General features: G+C 67.7%; 15 protein-coding genes. 10 read left to right on the top strand and 5 right to left on the bottom strand.

Translation table 11 applies throughout. The annotated features are described in order from the left end of the window. Position 1: 1 nt before the first annotated feature. Positions 2–2,488 carry an ABC transporter substrate-binding protein gene (locus AB0L82_RS22465; RefSeq protein ID WP_364639341.1) on the bottom strand — a complete coding sequence of 829 codons (2,487 nt, stop codon included), beginning with the start codon at positions 2,486–2,488 and terminating at the stop codon, positions 2–4. Positions 2,489–2,704: 216 nt separating this feature from the next. Then, a complete protein-coding gene (locus tag AB0L82_RS22460; RefSeq protein WP_364639338.1) occupies positions 2,705–3,352 on the bottom strand; it encodes an SDR family oxidoreductase in 648 nt (215 codons plus the stop codon). Positions 3,353–3,780: 428 nt separating this feature from the next. Between AB0L82_RS22460 and AB0L82_RS22455 the strand changes: the two genes are divergently transcribed. The 3 genes from AB0L82_RS22455 to AB0L82_RS22445 all read left to right on the top strand — a co-directional run bounded on the left by AB0L82_RS22455 (position 3,781) and on the right by AB0L82_RS22445 (position 7,155). Next, entirely contained in the window at positions 3,781–5,010 is a 1,230-nt protein-coding gene (locus tag AB0L82_RS22455) for a transcriptional regulator (protein WP_364640425.1), read from the top strand. A gap of 94 nt (positions 5,011–5,104) precedes the next feature. After that, positions 5,105–6,628 (top strand): aldehyde dehydrogenase family protein, encoded by a 1,524-nt coding sequence (locus AB0L82_RS22450; protein WP_364639335.1) that lies wholly within the window; start codon positions 5,105–5,107, stop codon positions 6,626–6,628. After that, entirely contained in the window at positions 6,628–7,155 is a 528-nt protein-coding gene (locus AB0L82_RS22445; RefSeq protein WP_364639332.1) for a DUF779 domain-containing protein, read from the top strand. The genes AB0L82_RS22450 and AB0L82_RS22445 overlap by 1 nt, the downstream gene beginning before the upstream one ends. Here the strand turns inward: AB0L82_RS22445 and AB0L82_RS22440 are convergent. Then, positions 7,062–7,598 carry a DUF1772 domain-containing protein gene (locus tag AB0L82_RS22440; protein ID WP_364639329.1) on the bottom strand — a complete coding sequence of 179 codons (537 nt, stop codon included), beginning with the start codon at positions 7,596–7,598 and terminating at the stop codon, positions 7,062–7,064. The genes AB0L82_RS22445 and AB0L82_RS22440 overlap by 94 nt on opposite strands. A gap of 88 nt (positions 7,599–7,686) precedes the next feature. Between AB0L82_RS22440 and AB0L82_RS22435 the strand changes: the two genes are divergently transcribed. The 3 genes from AB0L82_RS22435 to AB0L82_RS22425 all read left to right on the top strand — a co-directional run bounded on the left by AB0L82_RS22435 (position 7,687) and on the right by AB0L82_RS22425 (position 10,168). Next, complete coding sequence (locus AB0L82_RS22435) at positions 7,687–8,274, top strand: TetR/AcrR family transcriptional regulator (protein ID WP_364639326.1); 588 nt, start codon at positions 7,687–7,689, stop codon at positions 8,272–8,274. A gap of 197 nt (positions 8,275–8,471) precedes the next feature. Continuing rightward, the gene (locus tag AB0L82_RS22430; protein WP_364640423.1) at positions 8,472–9,566 is read left to right on the top strand and encodes an AI-2E family transporter; all 1,095 of its coding nucleotides are present in this window, start codon (positions 8,472–8,474) and stop codon (positions 9,564–9,566) included. Between the two features lie 44 nt (positions 9,567–9,610). Then, positions 9,611–10,168 carry a potassium channel family protein gene (locus AB0L82_RS22425; RefSeq protein ID WP_364639323.1) on the top strand — a complete coding sequence of 186 codons (558 nt, stop codon included), beginning with the start codon at positions 9,611–9,613 and terminating at the stop codon, positions 10,166–10,168. On the opposite strand, the gene AB0L82_RS22420 is transcribed toward AB0L82_RS22425, so the two are convergent. Both AB0L82_RS22420 and AB0L82_RS22415 read right to left on the bottom strand, forming a co-directional pair. Next, the gene (locus AB0L82_RS22420) at positions 10,149–11,270 is read right to left on the bottom strand and encodes an acyl-CoA dehydrogenase family protein (protein ID WP_364640420.1); all 1,122 of its coding nucleotides are present in this window, start codon (positions 11,268–11,270) and stop codon (positions 10,149–10,151) included. The two genes, AB0L82_RS22425 and AB0L82_RS22420, sit on opposite strands and share 20 nt — an antisense overlap. Positions 11,271–11,419: 149 nt before the next feature. Next, positions 11,420–12,421, bottom strand: a complete 1,002-nt coding sequence (locus tag AB0L82_RS22415; protein WP_364639320.1) for an AraC family transcriptional regulator — start codon at positions 12,419–12,421, stop codon at positions 11,420–11,422. A 162-nt stretch (positions 12,422–12,583) separates the two neighbouring features. Between AB0L82_RS22415 and AB0L82_RS22410 the strand changes: the two genes are divergently transcribed. The 4 genes from AB0L82_RS22410 to AB0L82_RS22395 are packed head-to-tail and all read left to right on the top strand — an operon-like array spanning position 12,584 to position 18,415. Beyond that, positions 12,584–13,813, top strand: coding sequence for a hypothetical protein (locus AB0L82_RS22410; RefSeq protein ID WP_364639317.1), 1,230 nt, complete (start codon positions 12,584–12,586; stop codon positions 13,811–13,813). Positions 13,814–13,836: 23 nt separating this feature from the next. Then, the gene (locus tag AB0L82_RS22405; RefSeq protein WP_364639314.1) at positions 13,837–14,457 is read left to right on the top strand and encodes a hypothetical protein; all 621 of its coding nucleotides are present in this window, start codon (positions 13,837–13,839) and stop codon (positions 14,455–14,457) included. Beyond that, a complete protein-coding gene (locus AB0L82_RS22400; RefSeq protein ID WP_364639311.1) occupies positions 14,454–16,436 on the top strand; it encodes a serine/threonine-protein kinase in 1,983 nt (660 codons plus the stop codon). The genes AB0L82_RS22405 and AB0L82_RS22400 overlap by 4 nt, the downstream gene beginning before the upstream one ends. Next, complete coding sequence (locus tag AB0L82_RS22395) at positions 16,433–18,415, top strand: serine/threonine-protein kinase (protein ID WP_364639308.1); 1,983 nt, start codon at positions 16,433–16,435, stop codon at positions 18,413–18,415. The genes AB0L82_RS22400 and AB0L82_RS22395 overlap by 4 nt, the downstream gene beginning before the upstream one ends. The last annotated feature ends 38 nt before the right edge of the window (positions 18,416–18,453 follow it).

Here is an 18,453-nt window from a genome sequence, read left to right as displayed (position 1 = left end):
TTCAGTCCAGGCGGTAGAGCCAGACGCGCGGGTCGGTGAGTTCGCCGGTGGCGGACCAGGAGTAGGTGTGCGCTATACCGTCGCCGTGATAGTTGTGCAGGTACGTGCGCAGGTCCGCCCGGGTGACGCGGCCGGAGGCTATGCCTCGCAATACGATTGCGGTGAGGTCGTACGCCTCGACGGTGTGCGGGGCCGGAGCCGCGCCGGTGGCGGTTCGGTAGTCGGTCTGGAAGCGATCGGTGGGAGGACCGCACGGGCAGGCCACGATCGCGCCCTTGGCGGCGGAACCGGCGTCGCCGCGGAACAGCGGATCGTACCCACCGTCGCCGAGGACGAAAGTCGCTGATACACCGGCATTCCGGAGTTGCGTCAGCAGCTTCGCCGCGGCCTTCGCATAGCCGGAGTAGTAGATCGCGTCCGGGTGGGCGTCCGCGAGGGCGGTCACGGCCGCCGCCGGGTCGGCGTCGGGGTCGATGCTGACCTCGCAGGACTTCGCCGTGCCGAGGCCCTCGATCACATTGTCGGCCAATTCGTTTCCGAAGCCGCCGCCGGTGTCCCGCACCACGCAGACGTGTGCGAAGCCCGCCGTCTGGGCCAGATAGCGGCCGACGGCCGGGCCTTGGGCGTGGTCATTGGCCAGCCCGCGGAAGAAGCCGGACCAGCGCCATTGCGCCAGTAGGGGATTGGTCGCCACCGGGGTGAGGAACGGCAGTCCCGCCTCGTCCAGGGTGCTGCCCGCCGCGATGACCTCCCCGGACAGCGCGGGCCCGATCACCGCGACAATGGATTCGTCATCGGCGATGCGCGCCGCCGCCTGCGTGGCGGTCTCCTGATCGCCGGCGGTATCGAATTCGCGCAGGGTGACCGGGCAGGCATTGTTCCCGCCGCGCAGGAACTGGTTCACCGCCAGCCGGACGCCGCCGATCACATTGCGCCCCAATGACGCATCCTTACCGGATAGCGGCAGCGCCGCCGCGATCGATACCGGTTTGCAGAACAGCCTGCCGTCATTGGCCGGATCCAGCACCGATTTCGTTTCGTCGACCGGGTTGCCGTTCACATCGATCCGGGTGAGCGGGGTGAAGCCGGGGTAGAGCGCGGCATGCGTTGCCGCGTTCGGTGGCGAGATCTTCGGCCGGGCGGCGGAATCATGTGCCGCCCAGAAGATTCCGCAGGCCGCCGCGACCACCACGACCAGTGCTCCGGCTCCGGCCGCGATCCGCCGGGTGCGCGGTCGCGCGCCGTGATCGGCCCGTGTGCCGCCATCGCGCCGTGCGCCGGTGGCGGACCCGGCGTCGGTGTGGCCCGGTGCGCCGCTGCCCGCCCTCGATCCGTTGTCGGACGGTGCGCCGCTGTCGGCCCTCGATCCGGTATCGGGCGGCGCTCCGGAATCGGACCTCGAACCGTTGCGCGCGGGCCTGCCGTTGTCGAGGTCCGCGCCATCGTCGGTGCGCGTTCCGGGGTGGGTCGGACGTTCCGAATCATTGTGGGGCCGTGCCGCTTCCAGCGCGGTGACATCGCCGACCACGGGCAGGACGAGCGTGGCCGGGCCACCCGGTGCGCTCGTGACCAGGGTCGGCGCGGATGCCAGGTTCGCGGGTTCGGCGACCTCGAAGGGCCGTGTCGCCGGTGCGAACTCCGGTGTCGCCGCCGGATCGGCGGTCAGGGCGCGTGCGGCCGCGGCGGCGAACTCGCGACAGGATTCGAATCGATCGCCCGGCCGTTTGGCCAGACCGCGTTCGAACACCTCGTTCAATGCCTCGGGCAACCCCGGACGCCGATCGGTGAGCCGTGGCACCGGATGCTGCAGATGCCCCGCGACGACCCCGGCCGCGGTCTCGGACTGGAATGGCGTCGACCCGGTGAGCAGCCGGAACAGCGTGCACGCCAGCGAATATTGATCGGAGCGGTGATCGAGCGGCTCACCCGAGAGCTGCTCCGGTGAGGCATAGGTGAGGGTCGCGGCGAGGGTGCCGGTCCTGGTCAATTCCGTCGAATCGTCGCGCAGGCGTCCGATCCCGAAGTCCGTCAGCAGAATGCGCCGCTTCTGGCCCGGTGTCTCCCGGGTCAGCAGGATATTGGCGGGTTTCACATCGCGGTGCAGTACGCCCATTGAATGCGCGTGGTCCAGGGCCTTGGCGGTCTCGGCCGCGATCCGCACCGCGTCCCGGGGCGGCAGGCGGAAGGGATCGACGGCCGACGCATCGCCCCCGTCGACGTATTGCATGGCGATCCACAGTCGCCCGTCCTCGACGCCTCGATCGTGCACGGTGACGATATTCGGATGGTCCAGCCGGGCGACGAGTTCTGCCTCACGCTCGAATCTGGCCCGGGTCAGCCCGTCCGAGGCCAGCTCCCGAGCCAGCAGTTTGATCGCCACCAGCCGGGGCAATCGCGGGTGCCGGGCGAGATACACCTCGCCCATCCCGCCCCCGCCGAGTCGGCGCTCGATCACAAATCCCGCGAATTCCTCGCCCGCACGCACCATTCGGCCCCTCGATACCGCAAAACCCTTCGAACCCTACCGCTTCGGCCCGTCCCGCTCATCCAGCCGTTCGGCCGGTGGCGGCGGGCGGCGGTCCGGATCGCGGCGGATCGATTGGGGCGCAACCGATCACCCGTCGGACGAGCTGATCGTCCGGCCCTGATCGCCACGATCGGCGACGGACCGGACGCGGTCACGCTGCTCTGCGGGCGTCGCCGATTACAGCGCCTTGACGGAGTCCTCGACGGTGCTGTCGCCGCTGATCAATTCGAGGACGCGGCCCGCTCCCGCGCCGGTGACCAGCAATTCGGACAGCACGGCCGCCACATCGGCGCGGGGAACGCTTCCGGCGGGGACGGTATCGGCGAGCCGGACCGCCCCGGTGGGAGCGTCGTCGAGCAGCCGTCCCGGCCGCAGAATCGTCCAGTCCAGGTCGCGGGCGCGAAGATCGTTCTCCGCCTGGGTTTTGGCGTCGATGTACGCGATCCACGATTCGTCGCCCCCGGTGGCGGGTTTGCCCGCGCCCATGGTGGAGATCTGGAGGAATCGCCGGATTCCGGCCTGTTCGGCGGCTTCGGCGAGCCGCACCGACCCGTCCCGGTCGACCGTGTACTTGCGTTCGATCCCGCTGCCGGGTCCGGCACCGGCCGCGAACACGACCGCGTCTACGCCCTGCAGCGCGGCCGCGAGTTCCGCCGCGCCCCGTTGTTCGAGATCGAGCACGACGGGCTCGCCGCCCGCCGCCTCGACCTCCGCCGCGTGGTCCGGATTCCGGATCACGCCCACCACCTGCTGCCCGCGTTCGCTTAGCAGTCCGGTGAGCTGGAGTGCTATCTGCCCGTGTCCGCCGATGATTGCGATTCGCATGATTACGAGCCTACGGCGGACCGGTATCAGCCGATGAAGGCCAGGACCCTGGTGACGGTCTCGGTGACCGCCTGGGGCATGAGGGTCATCACGGAGACGACCGCTATTCCGAGGAGCGCCAGCATATGTATTCGGCCCTTTCTTGGGTTATTCGAAACCGTGCGCGAAATGACTCAGGTCGAAATCATGGAATGCCGAATCGAATAGGCGAATAGGTCGCTCCGATGGCACGCGCGATGCTAACACCGGCGAAATTCGGTGTGCCCGCTCGACACGCGGCGATCGGCGAAGGCCGCCCGCCACTTTCGAGTTCGGCGTTACAGTGGAAGACGGGGGAACGTGAAGGATAGTGATTGAGCACTGTTGCGCAGGGCAGCCCATGGGTTGCCGTCCGGCCGGATGACGACGTCACGCAGCTGGCGTTGCGAATGTCTTTCGCGCACAACTCCTTTATCGACGGTCGCCAGCTTCCGACGGTGCGCCCGGGTGGGGATTCGGTGCGGTCTGTGGTGCTGGATTCGTGGCGGCGCAGCCGCAGCAACGGGGTGGATCCGGATGGTTTCGGCGGTGCGGTGGATTTGACCGCGCCCGAGTTGAAGCGCTATCGGGCAACTCATCCCACGGCGTCGATTCGCCCGGTGGTCCGCAAACTGCTCGTCGAGGACGCGGCCGATGCCGGATTGCTGGTGGCGATCAGTGACGCACAGGGACGACTGCTCTGGGTGGAGGGTGATCGCCGGGTCAAAGATCGCGCCACCGGAATGAATTTCGTCGAGGGCGCGGACTGGAGTGAGGATCGCGTCGGCACCAATGCCCCGGGGACCGCGCTCGCGCTGGATCATCACGTCCAGATTTTCGGGGCCGAGCATTTCAGCCGGGCGGTGCACGAATTCAGTTGTACCGCAGCGCCCGTGCACGATCCGAGCAGTGGCCGGGTCATCGGCGCTATCGATATCACCGGCGGGCCGCGAGTCGCCGGGCCGGAGATGCTGTCGTTGATCCGGGCGACGGTGGTGGCCGCGGAATCGGAGTTGCGACTGCGGTTGCTCGGCGCGCCGTCGCCGCCGGATTCCGCATTGGCGCGATTGCAGGTGCTCGGTGCCGGGCGTCCGGTGCTCACCATCGACGGTGAGCGAATTCGCCTGTCGCAGCGGCACGCCGAGATTCTGGTGTTGCTCGCCGATCATCCGGAGGGGTTGAGCGCCGACCATCTGGCGATGCTGCTCGACGAGTCCGAATTGGATCCGGTGACGGTGCGCGCGGAATTGTCCCGGGTGCGAAAGATCGTGGGCGCGAACGGTTTGGCGTCGCGACCGTATCGGCTGCTGCTGGATCTGGATACCGATATCGGTGCGGTGCGCCGGGCGCTGGCGCACGGTGACGCGGCGGCGGCGCTGCGCGCGTATCCGGGTCCGATGCTGCCGCGCTCACTCGCGCCCGGAATCATGGAGGCGCGCGCCGAATTGCACTGCCGGGTGCGCGCGGCACTGCTGGCGGCGGGTGATCGGCGCTTGCTGGCGCGCTGGACCAGTTCGGTGGACGGGCGCGAGGATATCGCGGCCTGGTCCGCGTATCTGGCGTCGCTGGACCGGGATTCGCCGATGTATGCCCAGGCCGAGGCGCAATTGGCGCTCATAGACCGCAAATTGGGCATCTGACCAGTTTTATGCAACGGTAGCGCAACGGGCGCACTCGTAGTGTCCTGGATCACATCTGACATCGCAGGAACCGTCAGCAGATTCAGGAGTATCGATGACCGTCTTCGCGCGCCCCGGCACCACCAGGGCAGCCATGTCCTTCCAGTCCCGCTACGAGAACTGGATCGGTGGTGAATGGGTCGCACCCGTCAAGGGGCAGTACTTCGAGAACCCGACGCCGGTGACCGGGCAGACCTTCTGCGAGATCGCGCGCGGCACCGCCGAGGATATCGAGCTCGCGCTGGACGCCGCGCACGCCGCCGCACCCGCCTGGGGTAAGACCACGGTCGCCGAACGCTCGCTCATCCTCAATAGGATCGCCGATCGGATCGCGGAGAACCTCGAGGCCATCGCGCTCGCCGAGAGCTGGGATAACGGCAAGCCGATCCGCGAGACCATGGCCGCGGATATCCCGCTCGCCATCGACCATCTGCGGTACTTCGCGGGAGCCGTTCGCGCACAGGAGGGTTCGATCTCCGAGATCGACAGCCAGACCGTCGCCTACCACTTCCAGGAACCGCTCGGCGTTGTCGGGCAGATCATTCCGTGGAACTTCCCGATCCTGATGGCCATCTGGAAGCTCGCGCCCGCGCTCGCCGCCGGAAATGCCGTGGTGCTCAAGCCCGCCGAGCAGACCCCGGCCTCGATCCTGTTCCTGATGAGCATCATCGGCGATCTGCTGCCCCCGGGCGTGGTGAATATCGTCAACGGTTTCGGCGTCGAGGCGGGTAAGCCGCTCGCGTCCAGCCCGCGCATCAAGAAGATCGCGTTCACCGGTGAGACCACCACCGGGCGGCTGATCATGCAGTACGCCTCGCAGAACTTGATTCCGGTGACGCTGGAACTCGGCGGCAAGAGCCCGAATATTTTCTTCTCCGATGTGCTCGCCGCCAATGACGATTTCCAGGACAGCGCGCTCGAGGGTTTCGCCATGTTCGCGCTCAATCAGGGCGAGGTCTGCACCTGTCCGTCGCGCGCGCTGATCCAATCCGATATCTACGACGAGTTCCTGAGCGCGGCCGTGGTGCGCACCAAGGCGGTGCGGCAGGGGGATCCGCTCGATACCGAGACCATGATCGGCGCGCAGGCCAGCAATGATCAGCTGGAGAAGATCCTGTCCTATATCGAGATCGGCAAGGGTGAGGGCGCGACCCTGCTCACCGGTGGTGAGCGGGTGGATCTGGGCGGGGATCTGTCCGGCGGCTACTACGTGCAGCCGACCGTGTTCACCGGCAGCAATTCCATGCGGATCTTCCAGGAGGAGATCTTCGGACCCGTCGTCTCGGTGACCTCGTTCACCGATTACGACGATGCCATCAAGATCGCCAACGACACGCTGTACGGGCTGGGCGCGGGCGTCTGGTCGCGCGATGGCGGGGTGGCCTACCGTGCCGGGCGCGATATCCAGGCCGGGCGCGTGTGGACCAACACCTATCACCAGTACCCGGCACATGCCGCGTTCGGCGGTTACAAGCAGTCCGGTATCGGCCGTGAGAACCACCGCATGATGCTCGACCACTACCAGCAGACCAAGAACCTCCTGGTCAGCTATGCGTCGAAGGCGCAAGGCTTCTTCTGATGCCCGAGCCCCGGCGCGTGCGCGCCACCGCGGCGGCGATGGATCTGCTCCGTCGCCTCCGCGATTCGCACGGTCCGCTCATGCTGCACCAGTCCGGCGGGTGCTGCGACGGCTCATCGCCGATGTGTTATCCCGCAGGGGAATTCATCGTCGGCGATGCCGATGTGCTGCTCGGGCTGCTGGATCTGCGGCTGCGGGCCGATGAGCTGCCCGAAACCGATCCTGCACCGGAAGATATTGCGCCGGTGTGGATTTCGGGACCACAGTTCGCCGCCTGGCGGCATACCCAGCTGGTGCTCGATATGGTGCCGGGCCGCGGTTCGGGATTCAGCCTCGAAAGCCCCGAGGGATTCCGATTCCTCAGTCGCGGAAGGGTTTACGATCGCGAGGAATTGAGCGCACTGGCCGCGTCCGCGATCATCACCGGCGCGGACTACGAGCTCGGAGCCCGCCCGGCGGCCGCCATCGAGCCCCAGGTCGTCGCCGAGGCCGTCGACGCCTGTCCGGTCCCGGAGCGCCAGGGCTGAGTGACCGCGGCGATCGCCAGGACGAAAGCGACCAGGGCACAACCGGTTCGGGTGAAGTGGAACATCTCCCAGCGGTGCAGCTGGGTGGCGTAGTCGGCGGGCGGGCCGCTGATCGCCCAGACCTTGATGTGCTGGTTGATCGGGACATTGCCGAAACGGGTGATGAGGAAGGACGCCACCGCCAGGGCAGCGGCGGTGGCGGCCAGCAGCCGGGTCGCGCCCCGGCCGCGGATCGCGAGTGTCAGGGTGCTCAGAATCGTCAGGGCCATGAGCGATTGCATGACCGGGCCGTTGACCCGCATGAGCGCGGTGTGGAAGGCGAATCGGACATCGAGCGGGACCTCGCGGAAGGCGTAGAGGACATTGACCGCGCCGTAGCCGAAGGCTCCGGCCAGTAGACCCGGAAACAGCAGGGCCGCCGCGCGAACGAGTTTCGACAGCATGGGACTCCCGTCCTGAATTATCGCAACAGTGAGTTGCGATAGGGTTGAGCATGCCCGTGCCCGTTCGATATCGCAACTAGGAGTTGCAATGAGCCCTGACGCGCCGCTCGGTCGCGGACCCAAGGTGCGCGCGGCCGTCTTGGCCGCCACCGTCGCCGAGCTGGCCGAACTCGGCTACGCGGGGTTCGCCGTCGACAATGTGGCGCGCCGCGCCGGGGTGCACAAGACCACCGTGTACCGGCGCTGGGCGGATCGCGACGCGCTCATCGCCGATGCGCTCGCGGACAGTGCGGCGGCCGAGATTCCGCTGGCGGATACCGGTTCGGTCGAGGATGATCTGCGCGCACTCGCGCGCGGTCTGGTCGCATGGGTGAAAAGTCCGGGGGGACAGGCGGTGCTGGCCGTCATGGTGTCCGAGACCGCGGGTTCGGCACCGCCCCCGAATGTGGTCCGGCATGTCTTCCGCGATCGCATTCGCCAGGCGTTGCCGATCGTGGTGCGCGCCACCGAGCGGGGGGAACTGCCCGCCGATACCGATCCGGTGGAGCTGGTCAAGGCGCTGGTCGCGCCGATCTATTTCCGCGCCTTGATAACCCGCGAGAAGTTGACCGATGCGACCGCCGATTCGGCTGTCCGCCTGGCGTTGGCGGGCGCGCATGCGGGAGTGTTCGTTTAGTCCACAATGTCTGAATTGCTGAGCGGTGGCGGCAGTGCCGGTGCGGGCAGAACGTGCTGCGTGGTTTCTTATCCGCACCGTGCCACACTGTGGGCGTGAGCGAGCCAGCGAACGACAAAGACGGGGCCGGATCCGCAGGGGCGTCCGAGCGGAATGACTCGACGCGGCGAGAGACCGGGGGAGCGCCGACGGCGACACTGCCGGATCGAGGCGCTGTGATCGGCAAGGGCCTGCTCTGGCTCGCCAAATGGTCGCTGTGCCTGGTCGCCATCGCGGCCGGTGCGTGGGTGCTCCAGATCGTGCTCGGCAAGCTCTGGGTCGCGGTGCTGCCCGTGGCGCTGGCGCTGGTGATCTCCACCGTGCTGTGGCCGCCGACGCGATGGCTCGTGCAGCGTGGCCTGCCGCCCGCCTTGGCGGCCTCGGTCACGACACTCGGTCTGCTCGGCATCCTGGCCGGGGTGATCGCCCTGATTGTGCCGTCGGTGGTCGATCAATCGCCCGCGCTCGCGGATCGCGCCACCGAGGGCCTGCACAAGGTGCGCGACTGGTTGCACGGCCCGCCGCTGAATATCGGTGACGAACAATTGAATTCGGCCGTCGATGCGATCGTGAGCAAGGTGCAGTCCAGCGCCGAGCGCATCGCCAGCGGCGTCTTCAGCGGTGTCAGCACCGCGACCTCGGCGATCGTCACCCTGTTCCTGGTGCTCATGCTGACGTTCTTCTTCGTCAAGGACGGCCCGCGCCTGCTGCCCTGGCTGCACTCGATTCTGGGCAGCCGCAGCGGCCGGCACGTCGAGGAGGTCCTGAACCGGATCTGGGTCACCCTGGGCGGCTTCATCCGCACCCAGGCCCTGGTGAGCCTCATCGACGCGGTCCTGATCGGCGGCGGCCTGGTCATCATGCACATCCCGCTCGCCGCGGTCCTGACCGTCCTGACCTTCCTCGGCGGCTTCATCCCGATCGTCGGCGCCTTCGTCGCGGGCGCCCTCGCCGTCCTGGTGGCCCTGGTGACCAAGGGTCTCACCTCGGCCTTGATCGTCCTTGCCATCATCGTCGTCGTGCAGCAGCTGGAAGGCAATGTGCTGCAACCGATCCTGCAAAGCCGCAGCATGCAACTGCACGCCGTCGTAGTCCTGCTCGCCATCACCGTGGGCAGCTCCCTCTACGGCATAGTCGGCGCCTTCCTCTCCGTCCCGGTCGCCGCCATCGCCGCGGTGATCATCCGCTACATCGGCGAACAGATCGACGCCCGCACCGCACCCGAACCCGCACTCGAGGATGCGACCGAGTAAGCGCCTTACACCAGGAACTCCCACCTGCGACGTAGCATTTCCTCATGCCGAAACAGCCTGGTGGGAGCGGAGTTTCACGGCACGGACGCCGATCGTTCTATCGGGCGATGGGGCGGTCGGCGTTGACCGTCACGGCATTCACGCTGGCGTATTTCCTGTTGCCGTTCGATCGGCTGGACGATGTGCCAGCGTTCGTCCTGCTGACGGCCGGGCTGGCGGTGGTGTTCGGGTTGTGCGTCTGGCAGGTGAGCCGGGTGTTGCGGGTGGATCGGCCGATCGAGCAGGCCGCCGAAGCGCTGGCAACTGTTTTCGGGGCCTATCTGATCGGATTCGCCACGGTCTATTACCTGCTGAGTCTCGATGACATCGGGAATTTCGGGGCTTCGCTGACCAAGCTGGACGCGCTCTATTTCACCGTGACGGTGTTCGCCACCGTCGGATTCGGTGACATCGTGGCGAGCAGCCAGCTGGCCAGGGGTTTCGTCCTCGTGCAGATGATCGGCAATCTGCTGCTGCTGGGCACGGCCCTGCGCCTGATCACGGGTTCGGCCCGGGTCCGGCAGCGGCAGTTGCGATCCGGTACTACAGGGTCCGGCCGATGATCAGCTTCATGATCTCGTTGGTGCCGCCGTAGATCTTCTGGATGCGGGCGTCGGCGTACATGCGCGAGATGGGGTATTCGGCCATGTAGCCGTAGCCGCCGAAGAGCTGCAGGCATTCGTCGGCGACCTTGCACTGCTGTTCGGTGAGCCACCACTTGGCCTTGGCGGCCGTGGGCACATCCAGTTCGCCGCGCAGGTGCTTGTTGACGCAGTCATCGGTGAAGGCCCAGGCGATGGACTTGATGGTGTCGCATTCGGCCAGGGTGAACTGGGTGTTCTGGAAGGCGAAGACGGGCTTGCCGAAGGCTTCGCGTTCCTTGGTGTAGGCCAGGGTGACCTCGACGGTCTTCTCGATCGCGGCGGCGGCGATGACCGCCAGGATCAGGCGCTCCTGCGGCAGCTGCTGCATGAGCTGGATGAAGCCGATACCCTCCGCACTGCCCAGCAGATTCGACTGCGGCACACGGACATTGTCGAAGAACAGCTCGCAGGTGTCCTGACCGTGCTGGCCGATCTTCTCCAGATTGCGGCCGCGCCGGAAGCCCTCGCGATCGGTCTCCACCAGCAGCAGCGAGACGGTGTCCGCGCCCTTGCCCTCGGAGGTCTTACAGGCCACGATCACCAGATCGGCCAGGTAGCCGTTGGTGATGAAGGTCTTGGCGCCGTTCAGGACGTAATCGTCGCCGTCCTTGACCGCCTTGGTCTTGATGCCCTGCAGATCCGAGCCGGTGCCGGGTTCGGTCATCGCGATCGCGCCGACGACCTCGCCGGATGCCATGCGCGGCAACCAGTTCCGCTTCTGCTCGTCGGTGCCGTACGCGTTCAGATAGTGCGCGACGATACCGCTGTGCACCGGGTTGCCCAGGCTTGGGGACAGCCCGCGCACCTGTTCGGTGAGCACCACGGCCTCATGGGCGAAGGTGCCGCCGCCACCGCCGTACTCCTCCGGAATGCTCAGGCAGAGCAGGCCCAATTCGCCCGCGCGGTTCCAGAGTTCGCGGTCGACATGGTGCTGGCGGGCCCACCGGTCCTCATTGGGGGCGCATTCCTTCTCGAAGAACTTGCGCGCGAGATCGGACAGCGCGTCCAGGTCCTCGTCCATCCACGGCGAGCGGTGCAGGGCCACGAGTGAACTCCTCTGTTCTAAGTAGGCTCTGCCGTGACGGTAAGGCGATATGCCCGGTTTCCCAATGACCGCCTCGCTCGACTTCTTGACCGGAACGCTCAGCCGCTCAGTGCTGTCGCCGAGGTTCAGTGCTGATATGAGCCGGGCGGACTGCCGGTCCAGCGCCGGAACGCACGGGAGAAGGCGCTGGGCTCGGAGAAGCCGAGCCGCCGGGACAGCGCCGCCACCGTTTCCTCCCCGCGCACCAGGCTCGCGATGGCGGCGTCGCGCAGGATCTGCTCGCGGATCTCGCGCAACGCGGTGTGCTCCTCACGCAGTTTGCGGCGCAGGGTGGGCGGGCTCATGGACAGTTCGGCGGCGACATCGTCGACCCCGGGCCATTCGCCGTCCAGTCCGCGCTGCAAGATATGCCGCACCCGCGCGGCCAGCGAGATCGAATAGTCACGCGGGCCGAGCACCCCCGACGGTGCGTTGCGCAGGAACTCCAGCAGCTCCCCCTCGGTGCGCCCGATCGGATGATCCAGCAGCGCGGCATCGAAGATCAGCGTCGGTTCAGCGGCCGAAAACACCACGGGCGCACCGAAAACCACGTCATAGTCGTCGACTTCGGGATCGCGGGCGTAGGGCAGTTCGACGCGGCGCAGCCGGAGCCGGCCGCCGATCAGCCACGCCAGGAAGCGATGCGTGATGACCAGCATGGTGTCGATGACAATGCCGGGCGCGCGATCCGCCCCACTCATATCGAACCCGACCCGCGCCTCCCCGTCCCGTTCGGTGAGCGAGGCCCGCGGCAAACCTGGCAGTGATCGCCGGAAACTCTCGAACCGGCGAATCGCGGCCCCCAGCGTGGGCGCGCCCATCAACCCGAAACACACCAGCCGCAGCGTGCCGCGCGGCATGGGTTGCAGTCCGAGCCCGAGCAATTCGTCATCGGTGGCCCGCCACAGCTGCTGCACCACCCGCACCGCCTGATCGATGGTGACCCGGGATCGCCCCTCCGACAACAGATCCGGCGAAATTCCCGCATCGGCGAGCATGCCGCTGATATCCCACCCACGCAATCCGGCGAGTTCGACAATGGCCCGAACTCGCTGGATGGGCAGGGTACTTCCGGCCTCGGCAGACATCCGCCCGACCGTATCAACCCCGGGATCGGTTCCGGCGGCGGCACCGCCGACGGGATTCCGCGCGGCGACCATTCGAGAGCTATCTATTGGGGTTGCGCGGATCCGGGGAGGCGATACAGTCGCACAGCGCCGTATGGCGCGGTCAGGAGGGAGGACTTGGCCATGACAATGGGAATCGGTGGTGCCACCGAGCAACCGGGGCGGCCGGAGGGCCGGATAGCCGATCAGGAACTGCCGCCGACACTGGATCGTGTTGTCGCGGAGCATGGTCCGCTGCCCGAGCCCGCCGTGCGGGAGATCGGCGAGCGTCTGGCCGCCGCACTGGCCGCGGTGCACGCGCTGCGGCAGGTCTTCGGCGATCTGCGTCCCGAGACCGTGCTGATGTACTCCGACGGACCACGGCTCGGCCAAGCGCGGCCCTCCGAGGGAACCGCTGATCCGGCCGGTGACGTGTACGCGCTCGCGACGGTGCTGGTATTCGCCGCGACGGGCCGCGCGCCGTCCCCTGGACTCGACGCGGTACCGGCGGGGTTGCGAACTGTGCTGGCGCAGTGCCTGTTCGAGGATCCGGTCCGCAGGCCGACCGCGGTCGAGTTGACGGCAGCGCTGGCCGGCGCGCCGGTGACCGGGCAACCGGCGCGGGTCTCGCCGGAGCCGGGTTACGAGTCCGTCGGCCGGCACGTGCCCGAGCCCGCCACGACGCGGTTCGCGCCCGATGCGGTGACCGAGCCGGTCAATTCGCAATACGCTCCCGCGCAATCGGATTCACCGAACCGGCTGCCGTGGATGATCGCGGCGGTCTGCGGTGCCCTGGTGGTGGCCGTGCTGGCGATCGTGGGAATCGTTGTCGCGCAACGCGGTGACGACTCGGCAGGGGGCGGTGCGGGTACGGCGGCGGGCGGTGCGGCCAAGTACACGGCGGCCGGGATCGGTGAGGCCTGCGCTCTGCTCGATATGCCCGCCGCCGAGAAGGTGATCGGCAAGTCGAACGGCACTCCATTGGGCGACAAGATCGAACTGCCGTCGGTCGCCGATTCGCTCGAATGCAACACCATGAACGAGCACGGCTTCATCATGCTGCACCTCGAGGTGTCCGATCAGCTCGCCATCGTGCGCAGTCTGTACGACAGCCATCGCGCCGACGGCCTCGGCACCACCGGGTCCGGTGTCACCACCCAGAAGGTGAGTGGAATCGGCGAAGACGCGTATCTGGTTGTGCACGAGCCGAACAAGGGCGACACCACGCAGATCGGTTGCATGCTCGGCTTCCTCGAAGCGAATGTGGTCGCCATTGTCGATGTGTATCTGTCCGAGGACGACGGCACCAACCGCGATCAGCTGGTTGCGATCTGCCGGCACCAGTCCGAAACGGTGCTCGGGAGACTGAAGTGATACCGGCACCTAGGCGGAGCAGGATGCCGTGGCTGGTGGCGGGGGCGAGCGTGCTCGCGCTCATCGCCTCGGCGGTGGTCGCGGTGGTGGTGCTGACCGGTGGCGACGGCGCGGGCGGGAGCGAACCCGGGTACCAGCCCGGAGGTTCACTCGTCAAAGCGGGCAAGTACAAACCCGGCAAGGTCACCAATGCCTGTGACGCGGTGGATCTGGCCGCCATCGTGCGACTGGGTTACCCGGCGCAGGGCAAGCCGCTGCACGAGGAAGTCAATGCCGCCGGGACCGGCGGCAGCCTGGAATGCCGAGCCGATTTCGAGAACGCGAGCTACACCGGGCAGGCCGATTTCGGCTGGGGCGCCGATAACGATCTGTTCGACGCGGGCAGGTTGAGCACCGTCGCGACGCCACCGGCGAACACCACCGCGAAGGCCATCCCCGGACTTGGTGAGACCGCGTACTACACGCTCGAGGACATCAGCTCCGGGCCCCGTACCGATATCACCGCGACGGTGGAAGCCAAGGACTCGAACCTGTTCGTGCGCTCCACCTTCCGGGTGACCGGCTTCGATATCCACGCCGATCGGGACGCGGTACGCCAGGCCGCCGAGAATCAGGCGCGCATCATGCTCGACCGGCTCCGGTGAGCGCCGATGTAGTCGAGGCGATCGGCCCGTACCGGGTGATCGGGCGGCTCGGCTCCGGCGGCATGGGTGATGTGCTGCTCGGGCGATCGCCCGGTGGACGGCAGGTCGCCCTCAAGGTGGTGCACCGGCATCTGGCCCGCGACGCGGAGTTCCGGACGCGATTCGCCCGCGAGGTGCAGGCGGCCCGCGCGGTCGGGGGCTTCTATACCGCGGCCGTTGTCGACGCCGACTGGGAAGCGCCGCAGCCGTGGCTGGCGACCGAATATATTGCCGGACACTCCCTCAAGGATGTGGTCGCCGACTTCGGTCCGCTGCCCGAGGCGTCGGTGGAAGAGTTGGCAGCCGGAATCGTCGAGGCGCTGGCCGCCATCCACACTGCCGGAGTCACCCATCGGGATCTCACACCGGGCAATGTGCTGCTCACCGAATCCGGTCCGCGCGTCATCGATTTCGGGATCGCGAAGCTGGTCGCCGAGACGCAGGCGGTCACCACCACCGGTGCGCTCATCGGCACGCCCGGCTATATGTCGCCGGAGCACGTGCTCGGTGGTGATATCGGTCCCGCGGGTGATGTGTTCTCGCTCGGCTCGGTGCTCACCTTCGCGGCCACCGGTCACGCACCCTTCGAAGACAAGAGCACCGCGCTGATGCTGATGCGGGTCGCGTACTCCGCGCCCGATCTCACGGGACTGCGGGAGGGTCGGCTGAACCGAATCATCGTGGCCTGCTTGCACAAAGACGCCGCCGCGCGTCCGTCGACCTCCGATCTGCTCGAGGCGCTGCGCGATCACCGGGCGGGGGCATCGGCGCAGTGGCTACCGCCGCCGATGATGGCCGCGCTGGCAGCGCCGCCATCGGTCGAGCCGCTGATGCCGCAGCGCCGGTCGAACCGGCGTGCGGTGCTGACCGCGGGGATAGGCGGGGCCGTGATCCTGATGGGTGCCGCGGTGGCGACCGGTAAGCTCATCGCCGACCGCTCATCCGCGAAAGCTCCTGCGGCGGTGAGGAGTCCGGGCGGGACGCTGCGCTGGCAGGCCGATATCGGGACCTTCGTCGGCACTGACTATTCGCCGGATCCGCCCGCGGTCGCCGGGACGGCGGTCTTCGCGGGGAGTATCGACGGCTCGGTGTATGCGCTGGACGGCGCTTCCGGTGCTGTGCGCTGGAAAGGCGTTATGCGGCAGCAGCTTTCGCACGGTCCCGTACAGCTCGACGGCAAGGTCTACGCGACCAACGTCATGCGTGGACTCTTCGCGTTCGACGCCGCCACGGGTGCCGAACTCTGGGAGAAGCCGGACATCAGTGGTGCCGTCGCGGCCGCCGGCGGACTCGTATTCGGCTCACTCAGCGTGCGCGGCAATGGAATCGTCGCCTTCGACAGCACGACCGGAGAGCAGCGCTGGGTCGCGCTCACCGATGCGAGTACCTCCTCGCTGTCGATCTTCGCCGCCGAGGGTGCGGTCGTGACGGTGACGGGCGGCGGTGAACTATGCCTGCTGGACGCGGCCACGGGTGCGGTGCGCTGGCGGATGACCGATCCCAAGGATGGTTTCCACGTTGTGGATCCGCCGATCATTTCCGGTGGCGCCGTGTTCGTTTCGACCGCCAACACCTTCCGCGCGCTCGATCTCGGCACCGGCGCGCAGAAGTGGAAGTTCGACCGCTTCGGCGGGTCGGCGACGGTGGTGCGCGGGAATACGGTCTTCGTCGCGGGTTACTCGCGGGCCTACGCCTTCGACGCCGCGGACGGAACCGTGCGGTGGTTGTACCGCAGCGACGACAACCTGTCGTCCGCGCTCGCGGTGGGGACCGACTCGGTGTACTGCCTGGCGACCGAAAAGCTGCTGGCACTGGATATCACGTCCGGCGAGCAGCGGTGGGTCTATCAGGCGCCGGACAAACTCGGGGGGATAACCTTCGGATCCGGCGTGGTGTTCGCGGGCTGCGATGACCGCAATCTCTACGCGATCAACGCATGAGCGCACCGCGGGCTCCGCAGCCGATTCACGCACTGGCCGCCGATGATCCGCGCGCCATCGGCGGCTACCGGCTGCTGGGCAGGCTCGGTGCGGGCGGTATGGGCGAGGTCTTTCTCGGTATCTCGCCGGGCCGCCGCCTGGTCGCGGTCAAGGTGGTGCATCCGCATCTGGCGCGCGATCGGGAGTTCCGGCAGCGCTTCATCCGTGAGGTCCGGGCGGCGCGCGCCGTCGGCGGTTTCCACACGCCCGCCGTCGTCGACGCCGATGTCGACGGGCCGATGCCCTGGAGTGCGACCGAATACATTCCCGCACCCGCGCTGGATCAGGTGGTGGCACGATTCGGGCCGCTGCCGACGGAGTCGGTCCGGGAATTGGCGCGCGGTATGGCGGAGGCGCTGGCCGCCATACACGCCGCCGGAGTCGTGCACCGCGATCTGAAACCGTCGAATGTGCTGATCGCCGCGGACGGGCCGCGGGTGATCGATTTCGGCATCGCGCACGCACTGGGTGAGGGTGCGACGGTGACCTTGACCGGCGGGGTGATCGGCACGCCCGGCTTCATGTCGCCGGAACAGGCGCGGGGTGAGTTCGTCGGACCGGCCGGCGATGTGTTCTCGCTAGGGTCGGTCCTGGTGTTCGCGGCATCCGGTCGCGGCCCGTACGGTGACGGCGACGCCGTGGCATTGCTCATGCGGGTCGCGAACGGTGCCCCCGATCTCTCCGGTGCTCCGCCCGGGACTCTGGGTGACATTGTCGCCCGGTGTCTTTCGCCCAACCCCGCCGATCGGCCGCGCCCGGCCGACCTGCTCGGCTTCCTGAACCGGGACACGGTGCCCGTGGCGGGGGACTGGCTTCCGCCCGCGGTGGCCGACGGCACCCGCGCCTACACGCGGGCCCTGGCCGACCTCACCGTGCGGACCGACCACGCGGATACGGTGTCCCGTCCACGGCGTGCCCGCGCGGTGGTCACGGTGCTCGCGCTGCTGGCGGTGATCATGCTCGCGGTGGCGGGTGGTCTCACCTACCGGGCGCTGCGCGATACCGAAAGCGGCCCGGCGGCAAGCTCTTCCATCGTTCCGACGACTGCGGCCACACCGCGCCCGGTCCGGATCCCGGTGCTGGTGACCCCCTTCACCGTGGCGCCTTCCACCGACGGTTCCCAGCTCTTCGTGGTCGGGGTGAACGGTGACGCGCAGATCCTGGACGCCCGGACGAACGCGTCCCTGCGAACGGTCCGATTCCGCACCGCCCTGTACGAGGAGGCCGTCATCGCACCCGACGGCCGCCGCATCTACGTGCCGTCGATCGAGCAGAAGGTCATCCGCATCCTCGACGGGGTCACCGGGGCGCAGATCGGCGAGCTGGGCCCGGTCGAGTCGCCCCGCAGACCCGACGTCTCACCCGACGGCGCGCTGGTCTATGTCCCCGACGGCGACGGCATCACCGTCTTCGACGCCGAAACCAAAGCCCGTACCGGACAACGCATCCCGATCGGCCGCACCCCCGGGCAAACCTGGCCGCTGCCGGACGGCAGCAAATGGATCATCACCGAATACAGCCTGATGAACCAGCGCAAGAACGACATCTCCCTCTACCACCCCGCCACCGGCGCGGTCACCACCATCGATGTGGGCGTGCGCACCCGGAACCTGGCCGTATCCGCCGACGGCACCCACGCCGCCGTCACCACCTGGAATACCAACACCGTCATCCTCATCGACCCCGTCACCGAAACCGTCACCGGCACGGTCGATCTGGGCTCCCGAGTCTCCGGCGTAGCCCTCTCCGCCGACGGCTCCCGCACCTATGTCGCCACCGAATTCACCGCCACCGTCTCGGTCATAGACACCGCCACCGCGAAAGTGATCGACACCATCCGAGTGGAACAGGACCCCCAGGGCCTGACCATCTCCCCCGACAACCACCTCTACGTAGCCAACGCAGGCTCCAGCACCCTCTCCAAAATCCCCCTGCCGTGACACGCCACCCACGCGATTAGGCCCCACCGCCCCACCTG

The sequence above is a fragment of the Nocardia sp. NPDC052001 genome (genome assembly GCF_040680615.1).
Taxonomy (GTDB): domain Bacteria; phylum Actinomycetota; class Actinomycetes; order Mycobacteriales; family Mycobacteriaceae; genus Nocardia.
This window is presented reverse-complemented; position numbering and strand designations above follow the sequence as displayed.

What these genes read in the sequence shown, in the direction of transcription:
- AB0L82_RS22465 (WP_364639341.1), bottom strand. Translation starts at nt 2,488, where the DNA reads ATGGTGCGTGCGGGCGAGGAATTCGCGGGATTTGTGATCGAGCGCCGA.
- AB0L82_RS22460 (WP_364639338.1), bottom strand. Translation starts at nt 3,352, where the DNA reads ATGCGAATCGCAATCATCGGCGGACACGGGCAGATAGCACTCCAGCTC.
- AB0L82_RS22455 (WP_364640425.1), top strand. Translation starts at nt 3,781, where the DNA reads ATGTCTTTCGCGCACAACTCCTTTATCGACGGTCGCCAGCTTCCGACG.
- AB0L82_RS22450 (WP_364639335.1), top strand. Translation starts at nt 5,105, where the DNA reads ATGACCGTCTTCGCGCGCCCCGGCACCACCAGGGCAGCCATGTCCTTC.
- AB0L82_RS22445 (WP_364639332.1), top strand. Translation starts at nt 6,628, where the DNA reads ATGCCCGAGCCCCGGCGCGTGCGCGCCACCGCGGCGGCGATGGATCTG.
- AB0L82_RS22440 (WP_364639329.1), bottom strand. Translation starts at nt 7,598, where the DNA reads ATGCTGTCGAAACTCGTTCGCGCGGCGGCCCTGCTGTTTCCGGGTCTA.
- AB0L82_RS22435 (WP_364639326.1), top strand. Translation starts at nt 7,687, where the DNA reads ATGAGCCCTGACGCGCCGCTCGGTCGCGGACCCAAGGTGCGCGCGGCC.
- AB0L82_RS22425 (WP_364639323.1), top strand. Translation starts at nt 9,611, where the DNA reads ATGCCGAAACAGCCTGGTGGGAGCGGAGTTTCACGGCACGGACGCCGA.
- AB0L82_RS22420 (WP_364640420.1), bottom strand. Translation starts at nt 11,270, where the DNA reads ATGGACGAGGACCTGGACGCGCTGTCCGATCTCGCGCGCAAGTTCTTC.
- AB0L82_RS22415 (WP_364639320.1), bottom strand. Translation starts at nt 12,421, where the DNA reads ATGTCTGCCGAGGCCGGAAGTACCCTGCCCATCCAGCGAGTTCGGGCC.
- AB0L82_RS22410 (WP_364639317.1), top strand. Translation starts at nt 12,584, where the DNA reads ATGACAATGGGAATCGGTGGTGCCACCGAGCAACCGGGGCGGCCGGAG.
- AB0L82_RS22405 (WP_364639314.1), top strand. Translation starts at nt 13,837, where the DNA reads ATGCCGTGGCTGGTGGCGGGGGCGAGCGTGCTCGCGCTCATCGCCTCG.
- AB0L82_RS22395 (WP_364639308.1), top strand. Translation starts at nt 16,433, where the DNA reads ATGAGCGCACCGCGGGCTCCGCAGCCGATTCACGCACTGGCCGCCGAT.